Raw genomic sequence first — 22202 nt, forward strand, 5'->3', positions numbered from 1 at the left:
CCTCTTATTTCCCGTAACCTTGCGAGGGGGTAAAGGTATTGTCGATAATCGGCGCGGTATCAGACTGCGGTACGTGGCACTGCAGGCAGAAATAACGACGCGGCGCGACGTTGCCCGACACTTTACCGTCGCTGTCCATAAAGTGCGTCGGACTGATACGCGGCGCGCCCGTCGTACGATAACTTTCCACGCCGTGGCATTGCAGACAGCGGTTGGTATTGGTCGTCACCTGGTAGCCCTCGACGCTGTGCGGGATCATCGGCGGCTGGTTGACGTAATTTAGCGGCATACGTTCCTGCTCTTTCGGCATACGAATCGCCCCTTCCTGCGTCCCGGATACTTCCGGCGACTGGCTCAGATCCACTCCGTTTGCCGCCCAAACCGCACCACTTACCACCAGGGCAAGCGTGGCCATCCATTGACACAGCGCTTTCATCAGGTCATGGCTTTTCATTGTTTCGCTCCCGAACTCCATCGCATTTACACTTCATCCTTCGAGCTGCCTCTTTGTTGGCTGCGCTCGAAAATCCCAGTCACATCGTTATCTATGCTCCTGGAGATTTCCTCGCTTACCGCCGCGATGCATCCCGAATGATGTTGCGTATCGTTATTGTAAAAACATCCTCAGAACAGACATCCACGCAGCGACCGCAGGTCATGCAGTCGCGGTGAGTGACCTGCGCCGGGCTTTGCTCATCCAGCACCGGCGCACGTAGCACATGCGGTTCCGGGCAAACATGAAAACAATCCATACAGCGATTACATTTCTCACGTTTTTTGGCCGTCACGGTCACGACGCCTTTACTGCCCAGCACGCCATACAGCGCGCCCATCGGGCAAATATGACCGCACCAACCGTGCTCAACGACTAATAAATCAAATAAAAACAAAGCAATAATCAGCAACGCGCCGCTACTAAATCCCATAATCAGACTACGACCTAACAGCGACACGGGATTAATCCATTCCCACAGCAGCGTGCCGGTCAACGCCGAACCGATTAACACCACCACCAGAAGGACGTACCGTATATGGCGTGGAATCGTCGCAGACTGGTTCAGGTCAAATTTCCTGCGCATCCAGTTAGCCAAATCGGTAACGGGGTTTAGCGGGCAAACCCAACTGCAAAATAATCGCTTTCCCGCCAGCGCATACAGCACAGCGATAATCACTGCTCCCGTCAGCGCCACGGTAGCGGGAAGATGTCCACTGGCGAGACTTTCCAGGGTAATCAGCGGATCGGTCAACGGGAGGGTATCGAACAGCAAACTACTGCTGTAGTTGCCATGCAAAACCCAAAAGCCCAGCCACGGGCCGCTGAGAAACATCCCCAGCACCATAAACTGGCTGATACGGCGTAACACCAGCCAGCGGTGGCTACGCCACCAGCCTTTTTTCGCCCGCGCTTCTCGCCCGGCGTCGCGTTTACGATTTGCCATCTTTCCCCTCCAGCCAGCCGAAGCGGTAATGGTGTCCTAACTCCCCTTTCGCCAATGACAACGGCAACACTTTTATCGCTGGTTGCTCCAGTACGCAGACTTTTTCGCATTTGCCGCAGCCGGTACAGGCGTCGCTGTGTACGGTGGGCAGAAAGCGCGCATGTTTGCCGGTGCGCATGTTGCGATCCAGCTCCAGCGTGATGGCCTCATCGATTTTCGGGCATTCGCGGTAACAAACGTCGCAGCGCAGCCCCTGAAAGTTGAGGCAGTTTTCCTGATCCAGCAGCACCGCCAGCCCCATGCGCGAGTCATCAATGGAGGCGATATCTTTATTCAGCGCCCCGCTGGGGCAGACTTTGGCGCACGGAATGTCTTCACACATTTCGCAGGGGATGTCGCGAGCGACGAAATAGGGCGTGCCTGCCGATAGCCCGGAGGCCAGCGTCGCCAGTTTTAGCGTGTCGTATGGACACGCCTGAACGCACTGCCCGCAGCGCACACAGGCGCTGGCGAAGGCATTTTCATTCAGCGCGCCAGGCGGACGCAGCCGCACGCCCGTTGCGCGCGCGGTTTGCTGTTGCAAGCCCAGCGCCACGCCAACCGCCGCCAGCCCGCCCGCAGTGCGCACAACATCACGCAGAAAGCGGCGGCGGCCATTTTGGGGTTTCGCTGTACGGGACATAACGCGTTACACCTTCGCCAGCTTAACGGCGCACTTCTTGAAGTCCGTCTCTTTAGAGAGCGGGTCCGTCGCATCCAGCGTCAGGTTGTTCACTAGCTGAGCGGCATCGAAGAACGGCATATACACCAGTCCCTGCGGCGGACGGTTACGTCCACGCGTTTCGACAATCGAAATCACTTCGCCGCGGCGGGACGACACTTTAACCTTATCCCCACGACGCAGATCGCGCGCTTTCGCATCCAGCGGGTGAATAAAGACCACCGCTTCCGGGAAGGCGCGATGCAATTCAGGCACGCGGCGCGTCATACTGCCGGTATGCCAGTGTTCCAGCACGCGACCGGTGGAAAGCCACAGATCGTACTCGTTGTCCGGCGACTCCGCCGCGGGTTCAAATGGCAGCGCGAAGATCACCGCTTTGCCATCCGGTTTACCGTAGAATTTGTACCCTTCCCCCGCTTTTACATACGGGTCGTTGCCTTCGCTGTAACGCCATTGCGTCTCTTTACCTTCGACGACCGGCCAGCGCAGACCGCGCGCGTTGTGGTAATCGTCGAACGGCGCCAGATCGTGCCCGTGGCCACGTCCAAACCAGGCGTATTCTTCAAACAACCCTTTTTGCAGATAGAAGCCCAGCTCACGAGACTCATCGTTTAACTGATCCTCTTTCAGCTCGCTCAGCGGGAATTTGCTGACCGCAGGCGTGGCGAACAGAACGTCATACAGCGTTTTACCGCGCAGCTCCGGCTTCTGGGCCAGCAACGCCTCCGGCCAGACCTCCTCGGTTTTAAAACGACGGGAGAACTGCACCAGTTGCCAGAGGTCGGATTTAGCTTCGCCCGGCGCTTTAATTTGCTGACGCCAGAACTGCGTGCGGCGTTCGGCGTTGCCGTAAGCGCCTTCTTTCTCAACCCACATGGCGGTCGGCAGGATCAGATCCGCAGACAGCGCGCTCACCGTCGGGTAAGGATCGGAGACAATGATAAAGTTACGCGGATCGCGCCAGCCCGGCATCCGATCTTCATTGATGTTCGGCCCGGCCTGCATATTGTTATTACACATTACCCAGTAGACGTTCAGCTTGCCGTCTTTCAACGCGCGATCCTGCGCCACCGCGTGTAAACCCACTTTTGCCGGAATAGTGCCAGCGGGGATCTGCCAGTGTTTTTCGCAGATATCACGGTGTTTTTCGTTCGTCACGACCATGTCTGCGGGCAGACGGTGTGAGAAGGTTCCCACTTCACGCGCCGTACCGCAGGCGGAAGGCTGGCCGGTCAGCGAGAAAGGACCGCAGCCAGGCTGGGAGATTTTTCCGGTCAGCAGATGGAGGTTGTAAACCAGGTTATTCGCCCACACGCCGCGAGTATGCTGGTTAAAACCCATCGTCCAGTAAGAGATCACGCGCTTATTCGGATCGGCGTAGAGCTGCGCCAACTGTTCCAGCTGATCTTTCGGCACGCCGGTCATTTCAGCGGTCTTGTCCAGCGTATATTCCGCCACGAAGGCTTTATACTCGTCGAAGCTCATCGGCTCGGAAGCATCGGAGCCCGGATTCTTCGCCGCTTTTTCCAGCGGGTGCGTCGGGCGTAAGCCGTAGCCGATATCCGTCGCCCCTTTACGCAGGTTCACATGCTTTGTGAAGAAATCCTGATTTACCGCGTTGTTCTGAATAATGTAATTCGCGATATAGTTAAGGATCACCAGATCGCTTTGCGGGGTAAAGACAATACCGTTGTCCGCCAGTTCAAAGCTGCGGTGCTGGAAGGTGGAGAGGACGGCAACCTTCACGTTCGGGTCGGACAAACGGCGGTTAGTGATGCGCGACCATAAAATCGGGTGCATCTCCGCCATGTTGGAACCCCACAGCACAAACGCATCGGCCTGCTCGATATCGTCGTAGCAGCCCATCGGTTCATCCATGCCAAAGGTGCGCATAAAGCCCACCACCGCCGAGGCCATGCAGTGACGCGCGTTCGGGTCGATGTTGTTAGAGCGGAAACCAGCCTTGAACAGTTTCGCGGCGGCATAGCCTTCCCAGATGGTCCATTGACCCGATCCAAACATGCCGATCGCTTCTGGTCCTTTCTCTTTCAGGGAGGTTTTAAACTTCTCCTCCATCACATCGAAGGCCTGTTCCCAGCTCACCGGCGTAAACTCGCCGTCTTTGTGATAGCTGCCGTCTTTCATGCGCAGCATCGGCTGCGTCAGACGATCTTTGCCGTACATGATTTTGGGCAGGAAGTAGCCTTTAATGCAGTTCAGACCACGGTTGACCGGCGCGTCGGGGTCGCCCTGGCAGGCGACCACACGGCCCTGCTGCGTTCCCACCAACACACCGCAACCCGTTCCGCAAAAACGGCACGGCGCTTTATCCCATTTGATGGCTTCCTGCTGCCCGACAACGGCGCGGGCGACGCCCGGCACGCTCAGACCGGCAGCCGCCGCAGCGGCCGCAACGGCGTTAGCTTTCATAAAGCTACGACGACTGAGTTTCATGGTGTTTCCTCACCTTGCTCATCCTGCTGGTGATAAACCAGCGACACCGCCAGTACGCCCTCGACATTGCGTACTGACTCAATTGTTTGCATCAGCGTTTCACTCTGATCTGCTTCCGCCACCACGATCAGTTGCCCGCTTTCAACATCGCTTAACGCGACTTCGCAACCCGGCAACGTGTTCAACTGTGTGCCAATGGCGGCGATGTTCTGACTTTTGGCCTGCACGACCAGGCTACAGACCTGCCAGTTAGTGCGCATGGTGGTTCTCCGCTTTGATGGCTGACACGGGACAGATAGCCACACACGCCCCGCATCCGTTACAGGCCTGCGAGTCAAGCTGCGGCTGGTAAATGCCGGATAGCGTGGGACGAAAGGTAATGGCCATAGGTTCACAACTGTCCTGGCAGCGATGGCATTCAACCGATTGCCTGGCGAGGCAGTTTTCCGTGAGCGTAAAAATCAGATCCCAGGCCCTGGTGTGGCGCGGAAGAAAAAGCGATTCAGTACAGGCCTGCGCACAGGCATAACAAAAGCTGCACTCGCCCCGTTTGAAATCTACGCTCGGATATCCCCCCGCCCCTCGCTGCAGGATGTCGGCCTCACACGCCTGGATGCAGGCGTCGCAACGCAGACAATGTGCGAGAAAATAGGTTGTTTCTCTGGCCCACGGCGGAAGAATCCCATTGCTGGCGTTGCGCCAACTGCCGGTCAACATGCTTCGACGGGATAAATCAACCATGATATCGCCCTTCCATAACGACACGCTTCCATAGGGAGTGAATACCAATAAAAACCGTACAATTTATGAGTAGTTGTTTTTGTAAATAAGATATTTCAGGATGTGTAAGAGATGCATACCCCGATAGAGGTAAATGCTGTTGCCGGATCAAAAGAGTGCCGGGTAAAGACCCGTAAACGTGCTTTTTCTCACATTTCAATGAGTTATATAGCTATCTATATAACGAAAACCACTAATAGCTGATAATTCCATTTACATTATCAATATCGGAATATTCCACTATATAAAAAGACGCTATTTTATTAATAATCTTGAAAACATGAGTAAATACAGATTAATAGATAATATGAATGTGTTAATCTGTTGTCCGTGCATACCGAAAACAGCAGAAAGGAAATACTGTGAACAATCAAATGAAGATGTTTGTCCCTGCCGTCGTCTTCGCCGCCCTCGCCAGCGCCTCTGCCTGGGCTAACAATAGCGATACCGCCCAGCCGCTGGAGAAAATCGCCCCCTATCCGCAGGCGGAAAAAGGAATGAAGCGGCAAGTGATAACCCTTACCCCTCAGCAGGATGAATCTACCCTCAAAGTGGAACTGTTGATTGGTCAAACGCTAAATGTGGATTGTAACCAGCATCGCCTCGGCGGCACGCTGGAAACAAAAACGCTGGAAGGCTGGGGCTACGACTATTATGTCTTTGATAACGTCACCTCTCCGGTATCAACCATGATGGCCTGCCCTGAAGGTAAGAAAGAGCAAAAATTCGTCACCGCCTGGCTGGGTGAAGACGGGATGCTGCGCTACAACAGCAAGCTGCCGATCGTGGTGTATACCCCGGCGAATGTGGACGTGAAATACCGCATCTGGAAAGCGGACGCTAACGTACAGAACGCCGTCACGCGATAATGTTACGCTGCCCGGTCACACTTACCGGGCATCTGAACACGCCGGCTCACGCAGCGCTCCGGGGTTCTTTTTAAAACACGTCTGGACACCCGCTCGCCCGATGCCTGGTGGCGACGCGTAGCATCTTATCAGGCCTACCCGCGTGCGGACGTAGGGCTGCCATCAGGTGGTTCATCCGGCGCCATAGTCCATTACGCAGTACGCGCAACCGCATCACGCGAGGCGGCGTCACGTTCGTCGCCGGTGAGTTCGGTTAGCTGTCCGTTACGCATTTCAAGCAGACGATCGGCGTGAATAAAATAGTGATCATCATGGCTGATGGCGAAAATGGTTTTGCCCATTTCCTGCATTAACGGCAACAGTACCTGATAAAACTCCCGGCGGAAATGCGGGTCCTGATCGGCGGCCCACTCATCCAGCAAAATAATATCGCGCTCTTCCGCCAGCGCCAGCAGCAGCGCAATGCGCTTTTTTTGCCCTTTCGACAGTTTAAGATTCAAAATGCGCCCGTCGTTTAGCTCCAGCTTGTGCGTCATTTTCAGGTGCTCAAGCCACTTTTCGACCAGAGCGGGATTGGCGGGTTTCCCCTGCGGCCCCAGCAGGCGGTCGAATAACCACACATCGGTGAACACCGCAGAAAACAGTTTGCGATAATCTTCCGGCTGTCCGGCGGCAATAGGTTGACCATCAAGTAAAATCGTTCCCGATTGCGGCTGGTATAAACCGGTCAATAACATGGCCAGCGTCGATTTCCCGCTACCGTTGCCGCCAATTAAAAACAGCAGTTCGCCGCGGTGAATCGTCAGGTTGATGGGCCCCACGGAAAACGCGTTATCCTGATAGTGGAAAACCACGTTGCGCAGCTCCAGCGTCTTCCAGTCAGGAAAGGCTTTCGGCAGCGGAAAATCAGGCTTATACGGGGCGAGCGCGAATTTATTCAGTTTATTAAACGCCACCTGGGCGGTCAGTAGCGTTGGCAACGCCCCCACCGCAGACAGCAGCGGCGTGCGCAGGAACAGCAACGTCAGTGAATAGGTCGCCGCGACGTTAGTATCCGCCCAGCCGAGACTATTCGCCATCCAGAAGACCAGGCCTATCGCTCCCAGCATCATGATATTCGACCAGTTGACGGCGCTCAGATGAAAAGTATCGGCACGGATAATGTGATGACGGTACTCTTTGGCGTCCGGGGTATAGCATTGCTGAAAAATCTGCTCCGCACGCTCGCGGTTTAGCGTCAGCTCTTTGCGTCCTTCCAGCACCGTCTGATAGTCGTTGTACAGCTTATCTTCGGTCTCGCGCAGGGTCGCCATATGCTGGTAAACCCGCGCCACCAGCACAAATCCGCCCCAGATAGTGACCGCCATCCAGATAGCCGTAACCAGCAGCATTTTTGTCGATAGCATCGCCAGATACGCCGCCGAGCCGACGGTGAGGATAATGCCCTGCACCAGCTCAGGCAGACGCACAAAGGCGATAGTAATATTGCGAATATCGCTGGTCAGACCGGCCAGTAAAGAGGCGCTGCCCAGTTGCTCAATGCGTTCAACGTGCGTATCCAGAATGCGCTTGATAAATTCGCTGCGCAGGCGGTAAACGAAATGGTGTCCCAGAGTGGTGAGCGCCAGTTGGGAACCTAATGTGACGACCATTAGCAACAGGAGCAGACCGAGAAATTCCGGCAGCACCATGACGGTGGTGTCCACCGTTTCAATCAGGCGCTGATTGATAAACGCGATCAGGCCAATCCCCAGCGCCGCGCTGGCGAGGCTCAGCGCCATCACGCTAATAAATGGCCAGCGGTACTGCCGCCAGACAAGAATAAGAAGTTCCATGCATACAACCCGGACCGATAATAACAGCCCGCAGTTTAACTAACTCCACCTGCACAGCAATAATAATTCTTATTTTTATTCTTTTTCAGCCGCCTGACGGAAGGTGAGATTGTAACGAAATTCACCGGTCATGGGATGAAAGCCCGCTTTAAGCGGCTGGATACCATGATAAAACAGCCGGGACTCGCCGCCCCAGACCACGATATCGCCATGCTCCAGTAAGATCCGCTGGAGCGGATCGCTGCGACGCAGGCCGCCAAACTGAAAAACCGCCGGCACCCCCAACGAAACTGAGACAATAGGCGCGCGCAGATCCGGCTCGTCTTTATCCTGATGCAGCGACAGTTTTGCGCCGGGCGCGTAGCGATTGATCAGGCAGGCGTCCGGTTGGAAGCTCGCATACCCTGCCGCGATTGCCGCCTGACGACATACGCTGGCAAACGATAACGGCAGCGCAGGCCAGGGTTTATCGGTCAACGGATCGCGCACGGCATAACAATAACCGTGACGATCGGTGGTCCACCCTAACGCGCCGCAGTTGGTCATCGCCACCGACATGGTGTAGCCGCCCAGCGTCACCATCTGACGAAACGGAGACTGACTGGCGACAAAACCGATATCGTCTAATAGCGACTGCGCCGCGCGAAACGCAAAGCGGCGCAACACCACCGCGCCAGGCGCCAGGGGCTCTTGCCAGGGCGCTTCATCAGCAAATAGATCCAGCATTGCTACTCCTCTTTTTGCGCTTCTCGCTTTAATAGCTGCGCTTTTCGACGCACGCCCCAACGATAACCGGAGAGCGCGCCATCGCGACGCACGACCCGATGACACGGGATCACCATCGCCAGTTTATTCGCGCCGCACGCGCTGGCGACCGCGCGTACCGCCGTGGGTTTGCCGATAGTCGCGGCAAGCTGTTGATAGCTTACGGTTTCGCCGCAGGGAATTGCGCATAACGCCTGCCAGACCAGCTGTTGAAACGCGGTTCCCTGAATATCCAGCGGCAACGAGAGCAGCACATCGCGTGTGTTGATAGCCGCGACAACCTGCCGCACCCGTTGCTGAAAAGGCGCGTCAGCAGGTTCGTGGCGGGCCGCCGGGAAAAGGGTGTGTAATTCAGCCAGTAGCGCGTCGTCGCTATCACCGGGGAGAATCGCGCAAATCCCCCGCTCGCTCTCCGCCACCAGGCACCGTCCGTAAACCCAGTCCGTCAGCGCATAGCGAACGGAGACATTATCGCCGCCTTTGCGAAACTGTTTTGCCGTCATGCCCAGCGTCTGGTCGGCATGACGATAGTAGCTACTGCTATCCGGGAAGCCGGCGCGGTAAATAGCCGCCGTGATCTGCTCTCCTTTCGCCAACGCCTCACGCAGCCGCCGGGCGCGCCACGCCTGCTGCCACCCTTTCGGCGTCATACCGGTGCTCGCTTTAAACAAACGGTGCAGATGAAACGGGCTCATCGCCACCGCCTGCGCCAGAGACGCCAGCGTTACCGGCGTCTCCTGCTCAAGCAAACGGCAGGCGCAGGCAATCTTATCCAACCGCCGTTGCTGCGCGCGCGCATTATCCGGCTGACAGCGCTTGCAGGGGCGAAAACCGGCGTCCAGCGCCTGCTGCGCGTTGGCAAAAAAGCGAACATTTTTACGTAACGCCCGCTTCGAGTGACAAGAAGGGCGGCAAAAAACGCCGGTGGTTCGCACCGCAAAAACGAAACGCCCATCCGCGCTGGCATCGCGCGCCTGCACCCGCAGCCAGCATTCATCATCGGTAAGTAACGCTTTTTTCATCATAGACTCCTTCATTAAGCATAGTGCTTGCTTACATGCAGTGTGTCCGTAAATCCGCCCACAAAAACCCGTAATCTTGCGTTTTAATTCTTATTGCTCACCAGGAACGTTTTGAACTGCGGCGACATCCAGGTTTTAAAGCCTTCACCTTCTTTCATGATCATAAAGACCGCCAGCCCTTCCCGCCGCACGACCTCTTGCGCCTTTTGCGTACCAAGCACCATCAGGCCGGTGTCCCAGCCGTCCGCTTCCAGCGCCGTTGGCGCAATGACCGTAACCGATACCAGGTTGTGTTCAATGGGGCGCCCCGTTTGCGGATCGATAACGTGCGAGATACGCTTGCCATCCAGCTCATAATAGTTGCGGTAGCTGCCGGAGGTGCTGATGCCATGCCCGTTGATATCCACAATCGCCTGCACCGCGTTTTCCCGGTCGGTCGGCTTCTGAATCGCGACGCGCCACGGCAGCCCTTGCGCATTCATCCCGCGACTGCTTAATGCGCCCCCCACCGAGACCAGATAACGCGCAATGCCCTCCTGCTCCATCAGTCGCGCCAGATGATCCGCCGCATAGCCCTCCCCGACCGTGGAGAGATCAACATAAAGATCCGGCAGATCTTTTTGCAAAAACTGATGTCCAGCCCTGTCGATAACCTGCAAATGTTGCAGGCCTGTTTTCGCTTTTGCCGCATCGATTTGTGCTGGTGTTGGGATATGCAGCGGCTGCCGATCCGGCCCAAACCCCCACAGATTGACCAGCGGGCCCACGGTGATATCCATCGCGCCATCCGTCTTCGCGCCAATACGCAGCGCCGAGGTCACGATATCCGCCATGGCTTCGCTGACCGGCCAGGGCGCAAGGCTGCGTGAATGGTTAAAACGCATCAACGCGGAGTTATTTTTATAGGTAGAAAGCAACCAATCATCAGCATCAAGCTGAGTCTGGATTTTAGTCTGTAACTCTGCGGCGCGTTTCGCATCGATACCAACCACGCTCACCCGCCAGAGGGTCCCCATCGTTTTACCTTCCAGCACCTGAGCGGCAGGTGACGCTGTTGTCGTTTCGGGAGCCTCATCGCAGCCCATAAGTAAAAAAGCCGCCGCCAGACACACGGCCCGGCAAAAAGTCATTTTCATCGCTGTTTATCCTCATTCGAATGGACGCAAGCGTATATCAAAACGTCGTATTTGTACGCCGGAATAAGGCATGAAAAAAGGGCCCGCAGGCCCTTTAGCAACATCTTTTGCTGATTAGAACTGGTAAACCAGACCCAGCGCTACGATGTCGTCGGTGTTGATGCCCGCATCGCGGGTAAAGTCGTTTTTATCCAGCAGGTTGATTTTGTAATCAACATAGGTGGACATGTTTTTGTTGAAGTAGTAAGTCGCGCCGACATCAACGTATTTTACGATGTCCTGGTCGCCATAGCTGGCGCCGTAGCCGTTGCTGATGTCCTTACCTTTAGACTGCAGGTAAGCCACAGACGGACGCAGACCAAAGTCGAACTGGTACTGAGCAACCACTTCAAAGTTCTGCGCTTTGTTGGCAAAACCGTAAGAGGTGGACGGGTTGCTACCGTTAGAGGTACCAAAACGGGTTGCGTTATAGGTCTGAGAATACTGCGCTGCCAGATAGATGTTGTTCGCATCGTATTTCAGGCCGCCGGTGTAAACCGTGGCGCGATCGCCGTTACCATACAGGCGAGCGTTAGCGGTGTTGTTCTGATCGGCAGTACGTTTAGACGTGGTGATAGCGCCACCGACAGAGAAGCCTTCGCCGATTGCATAAGTCAGCGATCCGCCGTAACCGTCACCGTTCTGGTTCAGCAGGCTGCGACCGTTGGTGTTTTCACCGCTCACGCTGCCGTTTTTGCCCTGATACTGCAACGCGAAATCCAGACCATCCACCAGGCCGAAGAAGTCGGTGTTACGGTAGGTGGCATAGCCGTTACCACGCTGCTGCATAAAGTTGTCAGCGCCGTAGGTGTCGCCGCCGAACTCCGGCAGAACGTCGGTCCAGGAGGTCACATCATAGGTTACGCCGTAGTTACGACCATAATCGAAGGAACCTGCGTCAGCGAATTTCAGACCCGCAAACGCCACACGCGTCCAGGAGTCGTTGCTGCCTTCAGTCTGGTTGCCCTGAATCTGATATTCCCACTGGCCATAACCGGTCAGCTGATCGTTAACCTGCGTTTCGCCTTTGAAGCCGATACGCATGTAGGTCTGGTCGCCGTCGCTGCCTTTGTCGTCAGAGAAGTAGTGCAGGCCATCAACTTTACCAAACAGGTCTAATTTGTTGCCGTCTTTATTATAAATTTCAGCCGCATTCGCTGCGCCCGCCACCAGCAGAGCTGGTACCAGGAGGGACAGTACTTTAACTTTCATGTTATTAACCCTCTGTTATATGCCTTTATTGCTTTTTTATGCCACTGCTTACTGGTTAACCCTCATTAACCAGTCGGCAAGTCCATTCTCCGCAAAAATACAGAATAATCCAACACGAATATGATACTAAAACTTTTAAGATGTTACAGTTATCTACATAGATGTTTCAAAATATGAATTTTACGGAACTTTTTTAAAGCAAAAATCAAGTAAAAATAAGCACAAATAGACAAAATATATTCACGAGACTTTTAAAATCAATGGGTTAAATTGATGAAATTCATAGCACTGAATGATAAAACAGAATCTTCATTCGCAACTAAAATAGTGCCCGCTATCATCATTAACTTTATTTATTACCGTCATTCACTTCTGAATGTCTGTTTACCCCTATTTCAACCGGATGCTTCGCATTCGGTTTTTTTTAGCCTTTTTCAGACACACCCGGCTGATTTATGCTACCTGCCTAAAACTATCACGGTTATTCACTACACTCCCCTGCTCGACCGTTCGTAAGACATTAGCAAATAATTTCTTGATATTTAGTGCTAAACATTTATAAGTAGTCTTTATATTTGTACCGTTCTGCGAAGGTTGTACGCTTTTCCCGTCCCGCCGACGGAGCGCGTGTTAAGTTGCCCGGCATGACGTAAGTGTCTGGAAATTCATTCATTACCCTTTATACTGCCCTTCACCTTCAGCGTTGCTTTTACAGGTCGTAAACATAAATGAGTCAGTCTGACACAACGGTCTCTACCCGATTCTCCCTTCTACCGGGAAGCATTACCCGTTTCTTCTTATTGCTGATCATTGTGCTGCTGGTAACGATGGGCGTTATGGTACAGAGCGCCGTCAACGCCTGGTTGAAAGACAAAAGCTATCAAATTGTCGATATCACCCACGCTATTCATAAACGCGTGGATACCTGGCGGTATGTTACCTGGCAAATTTATGACAACATCGCCGCGACCACTACGCCATCGACAGGTGAAGGACTTCAGGAAACGCGTCTGAAGCAGGATGTGTATTATCTTGAAAAGCCGCGACGTAAAACTGAAGCGCTGATTTTCGGTTCCCATGACAGCGCCACGCTGGAAATGACGCAGCGTATGTCAACTTATCTGGATACGCTGTGGGGCGCGGAAAACGTGCCGTGGTCCATGTATTACCTCAACGGACAGGATAACAGCCTGATTCTTATCTCTACCCTACCGTTGAAAGATCTCTCTTCCGGCTTTAAAGAGTCCACTATTGGCAATATCGTCGATTCCCGCCGGGCAGAGATGTTGCAGCAGGCGAATGCACTGGATGAGCGCGAAAGTTTCTCCTCATTGCGAAAACTGGCCTGGCAAAACGGTCACTATTTTACGCTGCGCACGACCTTCAATCAGCCAGGACATCTGGCAACCGTGGTGGCGTTTGATCTGCCCATTAATGATTTAATCCCGCCGGGAATGCCGCTGGACAGTTTTCGGATAGAGCCTGACGCAACCCAGGCGACGGGGCGAAGCAGTGAAAAGGAAGCGCCTGATAGCGTCACGATTAGCTTTAACGGTTCAAAAATTGAGATCTCCTCAGCGCTTAACTCTACCGGAATGCGCCTGATCTGGCAGGTACCGTTCGGTACGCTTTTGCTTGATACGCTGCAAAATATTTTGCTGCCTTTACTGCTGAACATCGGGCTGCTGGCGTTGGCGTTATTTGGCTACGCCACGTTCCGTCATCAGCCGGGACGGTCGACGGAATCGACATCCGGCAACGCGGCGAATAACGAGCTTCGCGTCTTACGCGCCATTAATGAAGAGATCGTTTCTCTGCTGCCGCTGGGTCTGCTGGTCTACGATCAGGAAGGAAACCGCACCGTGATCAGCAATAAAATCGCCGATCATCTGTTGCCGCATCTTAACCTACAAAATATTACCAGCATGGCGGAACAGCATCAGGGCGTGATTCAGGCGACAATTAATAACGAACTGTATGAGATCCGTCTGTTTCGCAGCCAGATCGCCCCCCGCACGCAGATCTTTATTATTCGCGATCAGGACCGGGAAGTGCTGGTGAATAAGAAGCTTAAACAGGCGCAGCGTTTGTATGAGAAGAATCAGCAGGGCCGCGCCGCCTTTATGCAAAATATCAGCAACACGCTTAAAGAGCCCGTACGCCAACTGGCGGTTAACGCCGCGGCAGTCACCACGCCGGAAAGCCTGAAACTGGCGGATCAGGCGGATGTATTGGTACGTATGATCGATGAAATCCAACTGGCGAATATGCTGGAAAATGACGCATGGAAGAGCGAAGCAACGCTGTTCTCCCTGCAGGATCTTATTGACGAAGTCGTGCCGGAAGTGCTGCCCGCCATTAAGCGTAAAGGGCTGCAACTGCTGATTAATAACCATCTTAGCGGCAACGATGAACGCTGGGGCGATCGCGACGCCCTGCGCCGAATTTTGCTGCTGTTGATTCAGTATGCCGTCACAACGACCGCTATAGGTAAAATTACGCTTGAAGTCGAGCAGGATGAATCTATCGCGGAGCGTCTGACTTTCCGTATTCTGGATACGGGCGAAGGTGTAACGTTAAACGAGATTGATAATCTGCATTTCCCGTATATGAATGAAACGCAGGGCGATCGTTACGGCAAAGCGAATCCGCTCACCTTCTGGCTGTGCAATCAACTGGCGCGCAAACTGGGCGGTCATCTCAACATTAAAGCGCGAGAAACGCTGGGCACGCGCTATACCGTTCATGTCAAAATGCTTCCTCACGATCAGCATACTCAGGTCGAAGAGCGCCTGCTGGACGACGTGAGCGTGATGGTCGATGTGACGTCCAACGAGGTTCGCGCGATTGTGCTGCGTCAGTTAGAAAACTGGGGCGCCACCTGCATCACGCCGGATGAAAGGCAGATAAGTCAAGAATATGATCTCTTTTTAACGGATAATCCGTCTAATCTTACTGCCTCGGGCTTGCTTTTAAGCGATGATGAGTCAGGCGTGCGGAAAATTGGCCCGGGTCAGTTGCGCGTCAACTTTAATATGAGCAATGCTATGCAGGAAGCTGTACTACAACTTATCGAAGAGCAGCTGGCGCAGGAAGAGATTCCCGCCTCCCCGCTCGGCGGAGATGAAAATGCCGAGCTTCATGCCAGCGGCTATTATGCGCTATTTGTAGACACAGTACCGGATGATGTTAAGAGGTTGTATACTGAGGCGGCAACCAGCGATTTCGCTGCGCTGGCCCAAACGGCCCACCGCCTGAAAGGGGTGTTTGCCATGCTTAATCTGGTACCCGGCAAGCAGTTATGTGAAACGCTGGAACATCTGATTCGTGAGAAAGATGCTCCAGGTATAGAAAAATATATCAGCGACATTGACGCCTACGTCAAAAGCTTGCTGTAGCAAGGTAGCCCAATACATGAACAATATGAACGTAATTATTGCCGATGACCACCCGATTGTACTGTTCGGTATTCGCAAATCACTTGAACAAATCGAGTGGGTGAATGTTGTCGGCGAATTTGAAGATTCCACAGCATTGATCAACAACCTGCCGAAATTAGATGCGCATGTGTTGATCACTGACCTCTCCATGCCGGGAGATAAATACGGCGATGGGATCACCTTGATCAAGTACATCAAGCGTCATTTTCCGAGCCTGTCTATTATCGTTCTGACCATGAACAACAATCCGGCGATCCTGAGCGCCGTGTTGGATCTTGATATTGAAGGGATCGTACTCAAACAGGGTGCGCCAACCGATCTGCCTAAGGCGCTGGCCGCGCTGCAAAAAGGCAAAAAATTCACCCCAGAAAGCGTTTCTCGTCTGCTGGAAAAAATCAGCGCAGGCGGTTACGGCGATAAGCGCCTGTCGCCAAAAGAGAGCGAAGTATTACGCCTGTTCGCCGAGGGTTTCCTGGTCACCGAAATCGCCAAGAAGCTCAACCGCAGCATTAAGACCATCAGCAGCCAGAAGAAATCGGCGATGATGAAACTGGGCGTAGAAAATGATATCGCGCTGCTCAACTATCTCTCTTCCGTCACCCTGAGTCCGACAGACAAAGAATAAATCGCTTTTATGTTACCCAGCCTGATGGCGCTACGCTTATCAGGCCTACCAGTCGACTCATCTTTTACAGGCCGGACAGGCGACGCCGCCATCCGGCATTTTTTATGCCCGCGTTTTACGTACCCGCTCGGCATACACCGCCAGCGTCTGTTTCAACACATCCAGCGTCACAGGCTTCGACAAACAGCTGTCCATACCGGACTCCAGGCAACGTTGTTTCTCTTCCGCCAGCGCGTTCGCCGTCACGCCGACGACAGGCAGCGTCAGCCCAAGCTGACGGATACGCTGCGTCAGGCGATAGCCGTCCATGTTCGGCATGTTCACATCGCTCAGAACAATATCGATAGCATTTTTACTCAGAACATTCAGAGCGTCCACACCATCATTGGCTGTCTTACACTGATATCCCAGCGATCCCAATTGATCGGCCAGCAGACGGCGATTGATCGGATGATCGTCAACGACCAGAATCATCATGTCGTCATTTGAATCTGCGGTTTTATCCGTCGTCGGCAATGCGCTGGAAAGCGCTTCACTATCCAGCTCAATACTATAAATACGCGCCAACAGTGCGGGCAACTCATGCACCGACGCCACACTATGCACCCACTCGCCCGGCGCTCTTTCCAACGGAATCCCGATATGACGGCGGCAAAAGACGACCGCCGCCCTCCCCTGCCAGGTATGCTCCAGCGCGTCATCGACAATCAAAATATCGTCCGCGGCGGGTTCTTGCCCTTCATAACGCTGCGTATGAACGCCGCTACGCGCCAGACTGGTCTCAATAAACTGGCACAAAGAAGTATTGCGCACCGCCAGCCAACAGCAGGTTCCGGCGAGTCCTTCCACACTCTTTTTCACTGGGTATTGCGCGCCATAAAGCGGGATACGCAGCGTAAACTGGCTTCCCATGCCCGGCTCCGAATCGACGGAAATATCGCCGTCCATCATGCTGATCAATTTTTCGCAAATCGCCAGCCCCAGACCGGTCCCCTGAAAGTTACGCTGTACGCCGGTTCCCACCTGGAAGAAGGGATCGAACAGGGGAACCACCTCTTTTGCCGGAATACCGACGCCGGTATCCCGCACGCGAATGCTGAGATAATCCCCATCACAGCGCACATGCAGCACGATGCAGCCAATATCGGTAAACTTAATGGCGTTGCTCAACAGGTTTGAAATGACCTGCTGTAAACGCATCGGGTCGCCGTTCAGCGATACCGGCACGTCAGGCTCAATAAAACAATACAGGCCGAGCTGCTTACGCACCACCAGCGGCAGATAATTGGCGGTGATATGGTTCATCACCTCTCGCGGTGAAAATTCGCGCGGCTCAATCTTTAGCTGTTCCGACTCAATTTTCGAGAAGTCGAGAATGTCGCTGATAATTTTCAGCAACAGACTGGAGGAGTTATTCATCGCCGTGACCAGACGATCCACGCCTTTTGGCAGCTCTTTGGTTTGCAGCAGATCGAGATTGCCAATGATACCGTACAGCGGTGTGCGCAATTCATGGCTGACCGTCGCAAGGAACATGGATTTAGACTGGCTCGCCTGTTCCGCCGCCTGCGCCATCTCCTGCAGCGACTCTTCCATTTTGACGCGCGTACTCACATCTACCAACACGCAAATCGCGACGTTTTCATTGCGATAGCGGGAATGGACGAAGCTAATTTGCAAATTGGTATTATTGCTGGTCAATACATCAACAAAGTTGACCTGCTGGCCGCAAATGATTTGCGTCAGGCGCTGTCTGTCTTCATGCGTGAGCATGTTCAGGTAGGTGTGCGCCAGTTCGTTACTCAGAATATTGACACCATCAATAGTACGCAGAATACAGATCCCCACCGGCGCGGAGGCAACGATTTTACGGTTGAACTGTTCATGTTCTTCCAGACGCTGGGCATCGCTCTCCGCCGGAATGAAAATTCGCCGCTCATACATCCGCGCAAGCGTAAACAGCCCTGCGCCCACCAGCACGTTCAGCAGGATAGCATTCAGGATAAGAATACGAATACGCTCCAGGACTAAATCTACAGGCACAGAATAGACAATACTGAGCGAGGATGGCGGCAGGCTTTTTTTGAGTACCAGTTCGCGAAAACCTGGCGTATAACCAAACCAGGAGCGCTCCTGCATCCAGCGCGGCTCCGCTTTAATATTGCCGTCAGGACCGGTCAACGAAATCAGCGAATGGCCGTTCTCATCAATAATAGTGACGCCCATCGGCAAACTGCCGGGCGTGAAAAAATTTTCCATACGGATGGACTGCTCGACGCCCAGCAGCGCCTGCAGACGGTTGGCCAGATACACCGGCGTCAGCGCATAAAAGTAGCCCACGCCCTGACGCGCGCCCTGGCTTATCCAGAAAAGGTTATTCCCACTTTCTTCCTGCGGCGCGTTGCGGTATTTCATAATCCGCTCATGTAACGCTTTTAACGCATCATCGCGCTCCACGGGCATTTCACGCAGGCCGAAATTCGCCATACAGAGGTTATCGCTGCCAATCAGGAAAACGCGGTTAAGATCATACGCCGCTGAAAAGTTGTCGCGCCAGTAACGCATAAACCAGGCCAGCGACTCCAGCGATCCACGCCAGGCGGAGCCCATCGCCGCACAGTCTGAGTCGGCAAATAGCGGTTCAAAGTCCGGCACCACCATTTTGTCATCACGCGCACGCGACGACATGACGCCGTTTTCCGCCGTTAAACGGTTCTCGGCGATATATTTGAGCTCTTTCATCACGTCCGACGTGCGCTGGATAAAACGCTGCGCCTGATCGGAGCTAAGGTTGAACTCCTGACGAATTTCAGACTCCCGCTGGTGCAGGGCATTGACGATGTAAAACACCGAAACAAAGGCGATTAAGAGCCAAATGAGTAACGCTAACGCTCTGAATAAGTAGCGCGAGACTTTCAGCGTAGTTCGAAAGGAAGCAAGGTATTTCAAAGGGGCGAAGCTCCGCCTCAGGATGTAAATAGAGTGTGACTAAGGTAGCGGTAAATGACGTAGCCCGCAACGGCAAAGAAAAAGGGCCGGATATCCGGCCCTCGCACAGCAATAACATTACTCGTCAGCGTCATCCGCAACGTCGTCATCGCTTTCCGCTTCCGGGGCGATATCCTCATCCCCTTCGGCCACGCTGCCGTCGATAGCGTCGAGTTCTTCGTCATCTACCGGTTCAGCAACGCGTTGCAGACCCACCACGTTTTCATCTTCCGCCGTGCGGATAAGGATAACGCCCTGGGTATTACGTCCCACTACGCTGATCTCGGACACACGGGTACGCACCAGAGTACCGGCATCCGTGATCATCATGATCTGGTCGCAATCGTCTACCTGTACCGCACCGACAACGGAACCGTTGCGCTCGGTCACTTTGATAGAGATAACGCCCTGCGTCGCACGAGACTTGGTCGGGTACTCGTCCGCTGCGGTACGCTTCCCGTAGCCGTTTTGCGTTACGGTCAGAATAGCGCCTTCGCCGCGTGGGATGATCAGAGAGACGACTTTATCGTCTCCCGCCAGCTTAATACCGCGCACACCGGTCGCGGTACGCCCCATCGCACGGACGGCGTCTTCTTTGAAGCGCACCACTTTACCCGCGGCCGAGAACAGCATGACTTCGTCAGAACCAGAAGTCAGGTCAACGCCAATCAGCTCGTCGCCATCGTTGAGGTTCACCGCGATAATACCGGCGGAACGCGGACGGCTGAATTCGGTCAGCGCCGTTTTCTTCACGGTACCGCTGGCGGTCGCCATAAAGACGTTGACGCCTTCTTCGTATTCACGAACCGGCAGAATCGCGGTGATACGTTCGTTGGCTTCCAGCGGCAGCAGGTTAACGATCGGACGACCGCGCGCGCCACGGCTGGCTTCCGGCAACTGATAGACCTTCATCCAGTACAGACGGCCCCGGCTGGAGAAGCAGAGGATGGTGTCATGGGTGTTGGCCACCAGCAGACGGTCGATAAAGTCTTCTTCTTTAATACGCGCGGCAGATTTACCTTTCCCACCACGACGTTGCGCTTCGTAATCTGTCAGCGGTTGATATTTGACGTAACCCTGGTGAGACAGCGTCACGACAACATCTTCCTGGCTAATCAGATCTTCGATATTAATATCGGCGCTGTTGGCGGTGATTTCGGTACGACGCTCATCGCCGAACTGATCGCGAATTAACTCCATCTCTTCGCGGATCACTTCCATCAGGCGATCGGCGCTGCCCAGAATGTGCAGCAGTTCAGCAATCTGCTCCAGCAACTCTTTGTATTCGTCGAGCAGTTTTTCATGCTCCAGGCCGGTCAGTTTCTGCAAACGCAGATCCAGAATCGCCTGCGCCTGCTGTTCAGTCAGGTAGTACTGACCGTCACGCACGCCAAATTCTGGCTCCAGCCATTCCGGACGCGCGGCGTCATCACCGGCGCGCTCCAGCATCGCAGCAACGTTGCCTAGGTCCCACGGACGCGAAATCAGCGCCGCTTTTGCTTCCGCCGGCGTTGGCGCGCGGCGAATCAGTTCGATAATCGGGTCGATGTTAGCTAGCGCAATCGCCAGAGCTTCAAGGATATGCGCGCGGTCACGGGCTTTACGCAGTTCAAAAATAGTACGACGCGTCACCACTTCACGGCGGTGGCGCACGAACGCTGAAATGATGTCTTTCAGGTTCATGATCTTCGGCTGGCCGTGATGCAGCGCCACCATGTTAATACCGAAGGAAACCTGTAGCTGGGTCTGGGAGTAGAGATTATTAAGCACCACCTCGCCCACCGCATCGCGTTTCACTTCAATCACGATGCGCATACCGTCTTTGTCGGATTCGTCACGCAGCGCGCTGATGCCTTCCACGCGTTTATCTTTCACCAGCTCAGCGATTTTCTCGATCAGGCGCGCTTTGTTCACCTGATAGGGAATTTCATGGACGATGATGGTTTCACGGCCCGTTTTCGCGTCAGCTTCAACTTCCGCGCGGGCGCGGATGTACACTTTGCCACGACCGGTACGGTAGGCTTCTTCGATACCACGACGACCGTTGATGATCGCGGCGGTCGGGAAGTCCGGACCCGGAATATGTTCCATCAGCCCTTCAATGCTGATGTCTTCGTTGTCGATATACGCCAGGCAGCCGTTAATCACTTCCGTCAGGTTGTGCGGCGGGATATTCGTCGCCATACCAACTGCGATACCGGAAGAACCGTTCACCAGCAGATTCGGAATTTTGGTCGGCATGACGTCCGGAATTTTTTCCGTACCGTCATAGTTATCCACGAAGTCCACCGTCTCTTTTTCGAGATCGGCCATCAGTTCGTGGGCGATTTTCGCCAGACGGATCTCCGTATAACGCATTGCCGCCGCGGAGTCGCCGTCAATAGAACCGAAGTTACCCTGACCATCCACCAGCATGTAACGCAGCGAGAATGGCTGCGCCATACGAACGATGGTGCCATACACTGCGAAATCGCCGTGGGGATGGTATTTACCGATTACGTCACCAACGACACGGGCAGATTTTTTATAGGCTTTGTTCCAGTCATTGCCCAATACGTTCATGGCGTAAAGTACGCGACGGTGTACCGGCTTCAGGCCATCTCGGACATCCGGCAGCGCACGGCCAACAATGACCGACATCGCATAATCCAGATAGGAGCTCTTCAGCTCTTCCTCAATGTTGACCGGTGTAATTTCTCTCGCAAGGTCGCTCATCTAACCGCTATCCCTCTACTGTATCCCGGATTCAAAGGTCGCAAATTATAACACATTCGCCCACGTACTGGTAAACGGAATGCAGCCAGACAATGCTTTATTCGGGTGCCGCATGCTCTCTTCATTTATAAGCGTGGTCTCGGCGTTTATTGGCGATCGGCT

At 54.0% G+C, this 22202-nt stretch carries 16 protein-coding genes; 3 read left to right on the forward strand and 13 right to left on the reverse strand.

Annotation, left to right across the window (positions count from 1 at the left end):
* Window positions 1–4: 4 nt before the first annotated feature.
* The 6 genes from napB to napF all read right to left on the reverse strand — a co-directional run bounded on the left by napB (window position 5) and on the right by napF (window position 5355).
* Window positions 5–454 (reverse strand): nitrate reductase cytochrome c-type subunit, encoded by a 450-nt coding sequence (gene napB / locus EOS97_RS00865; RefSeq protein WP_000835182.1) that lies wholly within the window; start codon window positions 452–454, stop codon window positions 5–7.
* A gap of 115 nt (window positions 455–569) precedes the next feature.
* Complete coding sequence (gene napH / locus EOS97_RS00870; RefSeq protein WP_000013529.1) at window positions 570–1439, reverse strand: quinol dehydrogenase ferredoxin subunit NapH; 870 nt, start codon at window positions 1437–1439, stop codon at window positions 570–572.
* Window positions 1426–2121, reverse strand: coding sequence for a ferredoxin-type protein NapG (napG, locus tag EOS97_RS00875; RefSeq protein ID WP_000091676.1), 696 nt, complete (start codon window positions 2119–2121; stop codon window positions 1426–1428). Before napG ends, napH begins: the two co-directional genes overlap by 14 nt.
* A 6-nt stretch (window positions 2122–2127) precedes the next feature.
* Window positions 2128–4614: a nitrate reductase catalytic subunit NapA gene (gene napA / locus EOS97_RS00880; protein ID WP_000778097.1), complete on the reverse strand. Its 2487-nt coding sequence runs from the start codon at window positions 4612–4614 to the stop codon at window positions 2128–2130.
* The gene (gene napD, locus EOS97_RS00885; RefSeq protein WP_001260058.1) at window positions 4611–4874 is read right to left on the reverse strand and encodes a chaperone NapD; all 264 of its coding nucleotides are present in this window, start codon (window positions 4872–4874) and stop codon (window positions 4611–4613) included. The genes napA and napD overlap by 4 nt, the downstream gene beginning before the upstream one ends.
* Window positions 4864–5355: a ferredoxin-type protein NapF gene (gene napF, locus EOS97_RS00890; RefSeq protein WP_000228069.1), complete on the reverse strand. Its 492-nt coding sequence runs from the start codon at window positions 5353–5355 to the stop codon at window positions 4864–4866. The genes napD and napF overlap by 11 nt, the downstream gene beginning before the upstream one ends.
* 413 nt (window positions 5356–5768) lie before the next feature.
* Between napF and eco the strand changes: the two genes are divergently transcribed.
* Window positions 5769–6263, forward strand: a complete 495-nt coding sequence (eco, locus tag EOS97_RS00895; RefSeq protein WP_023165762.1) for a serine protease inhibitor ecotin — start codon at window positions 5769–5771, stop codon at window positions 6261–6263.
* 191 nt (window positions 6264–6454) lie between these two features.
* On the opposite strand, the gene EOS97_RS00900 is transcribed toward eco, so the two are convergent.
* The 5 genes from EOS97_RS00900 to EOS97_RS00920 form a co-directional block, all read right to left on the reverse strand.
* Window positions 6455–8098, reverse strand: coding sequence for a multidrug ABC transporter permease/ATP-binding protein (locus tag EOS97_RS00900; protein WP_000421588.1), 1644 nt, complete (start codon window positions 8096–8098; stop codon window positions 6455–6457).
* 75 nt (window positions 8099–8173) lie between these two features.
* On the reverse strand, window positions 8174–8824 hold the full coding sequence (gene alkB, locus EOS97_RS00905) for a DNA oxidative demethylase AlkB (protein ID WP_000884983.1): 651 nt from the start codon (window positions 8822–8824) through the stop codon (window positions 8174–8176).
* 2 nt (window positions 8825–8826) lie between these two features.
* The gene (gene ada / locus EOS97_RS00910; protein WP_000975959.1) at window positions 8827–9888 is read right to left on the reverse strand and encodes a bifunctional DNA-binding transcriptional regulator/O6-methylguanine-DNA methyltransferase Ada; all 1062 of its coding nucleotides are present in this window, start codon (window positions 9886–9888) and stop codon (window positions 8827–8829) included.
* Between the two features lie 80 nt (window positions 9889–9968).
* A complete protein-coding gene (gene apbE, locus EOS97_RS00915; protein ID WP_000784310.1) occupies window positions 9969–11021 on the reverse strand; it encodes an FAD:protein FMN transferase ApbE in 1053 nt (350 codons plus the stop codon).
* Between the two features lie 114 nt (window positions 11022–11135).
* Window positions 11136–12272, reverse strand: coding sequence for a porin OmpC (locus EOS97_RS00920; protein WP_000865526.1), 1137 nt, complete (start codon window positions 12270–12272; stop codon window positions 11136–11138).
* A 728-nt stretch (window positions 12273–13000) separates the two neighbouring features.
* Between EOS97_RS00920 and rcsD the strand changes: the two genes are divergently transcribed.
* Window positions 13001–15670 carry a phosphotransferase RcsD gene (gene rcsD / locus EOS97_RS00930; RefSeq protein ID WP_023195162.1) on the forward strand — a complete coding sequence of 890 codons (2670 nt, stop codon included), beginning with the start codon at window positions 13001–13003 and terminating at the stop codon, window positions 15668–15670.
* 16 nt (window positions 15671–15686) lie between these two features.
* The gene (gene rcsB / locus EOS97_RS00935; RefSeq protein ID WP_001061919.1) at window positions 15687–16337 is read left to right on the forward strand and encodes a response regulator transcription factor RcsB; all 651 of its coding nucleotides are present in this window, start codon (window positions 15687–15689) and stop codon (window positions 16335–16337) included.
* A 102-nt stretch (window positions 16338–16439) separates the two neighbouring features.
* Here rcsB and rcsC read toward each other — a convergent pair whose 3' ends face one another.
* Both rcsC and gyrA read right to left on the reverse strand, forming a co-directional pair.
* On the reverse strand, window positions 16440–19286 hold the full coding sequence (gene rcsC / locus EOS97_RS00940; RefSeq protein ID WP_127836101.1) for a two-component system sensor histidine kinase RcsC: 2847 nt from the start codon (window positions 19284–19286) through the stop codon (window positions 16440–16442).
* Between the two features lie 117 nt (window positions 19287–19403).
* On the reverse strand, window positions 19404–22040 hold the full coding sequence (gene gyrA, locus EOS97_RS00945) for a DNA topoisomerase (ATP-hydrolyzing) subunit A (protein WP_001281214.1): 2637 nt from the start codon (window positions 22038–22040) through the stop codon (window positions 19404–19406).
* Window positions 22041–22202: the final 162 nt, after the last annotated feature.

It is taken from the genome of Salmonella sp. SSDFZ54, assembly GCF_004010735.1.
Lineage (GTDB): Bacteria > Pseudomonadota > Gammaproteobacteria > Enterobacterales > Enterobacteriaceae > Salmonella > Salmonella enterica.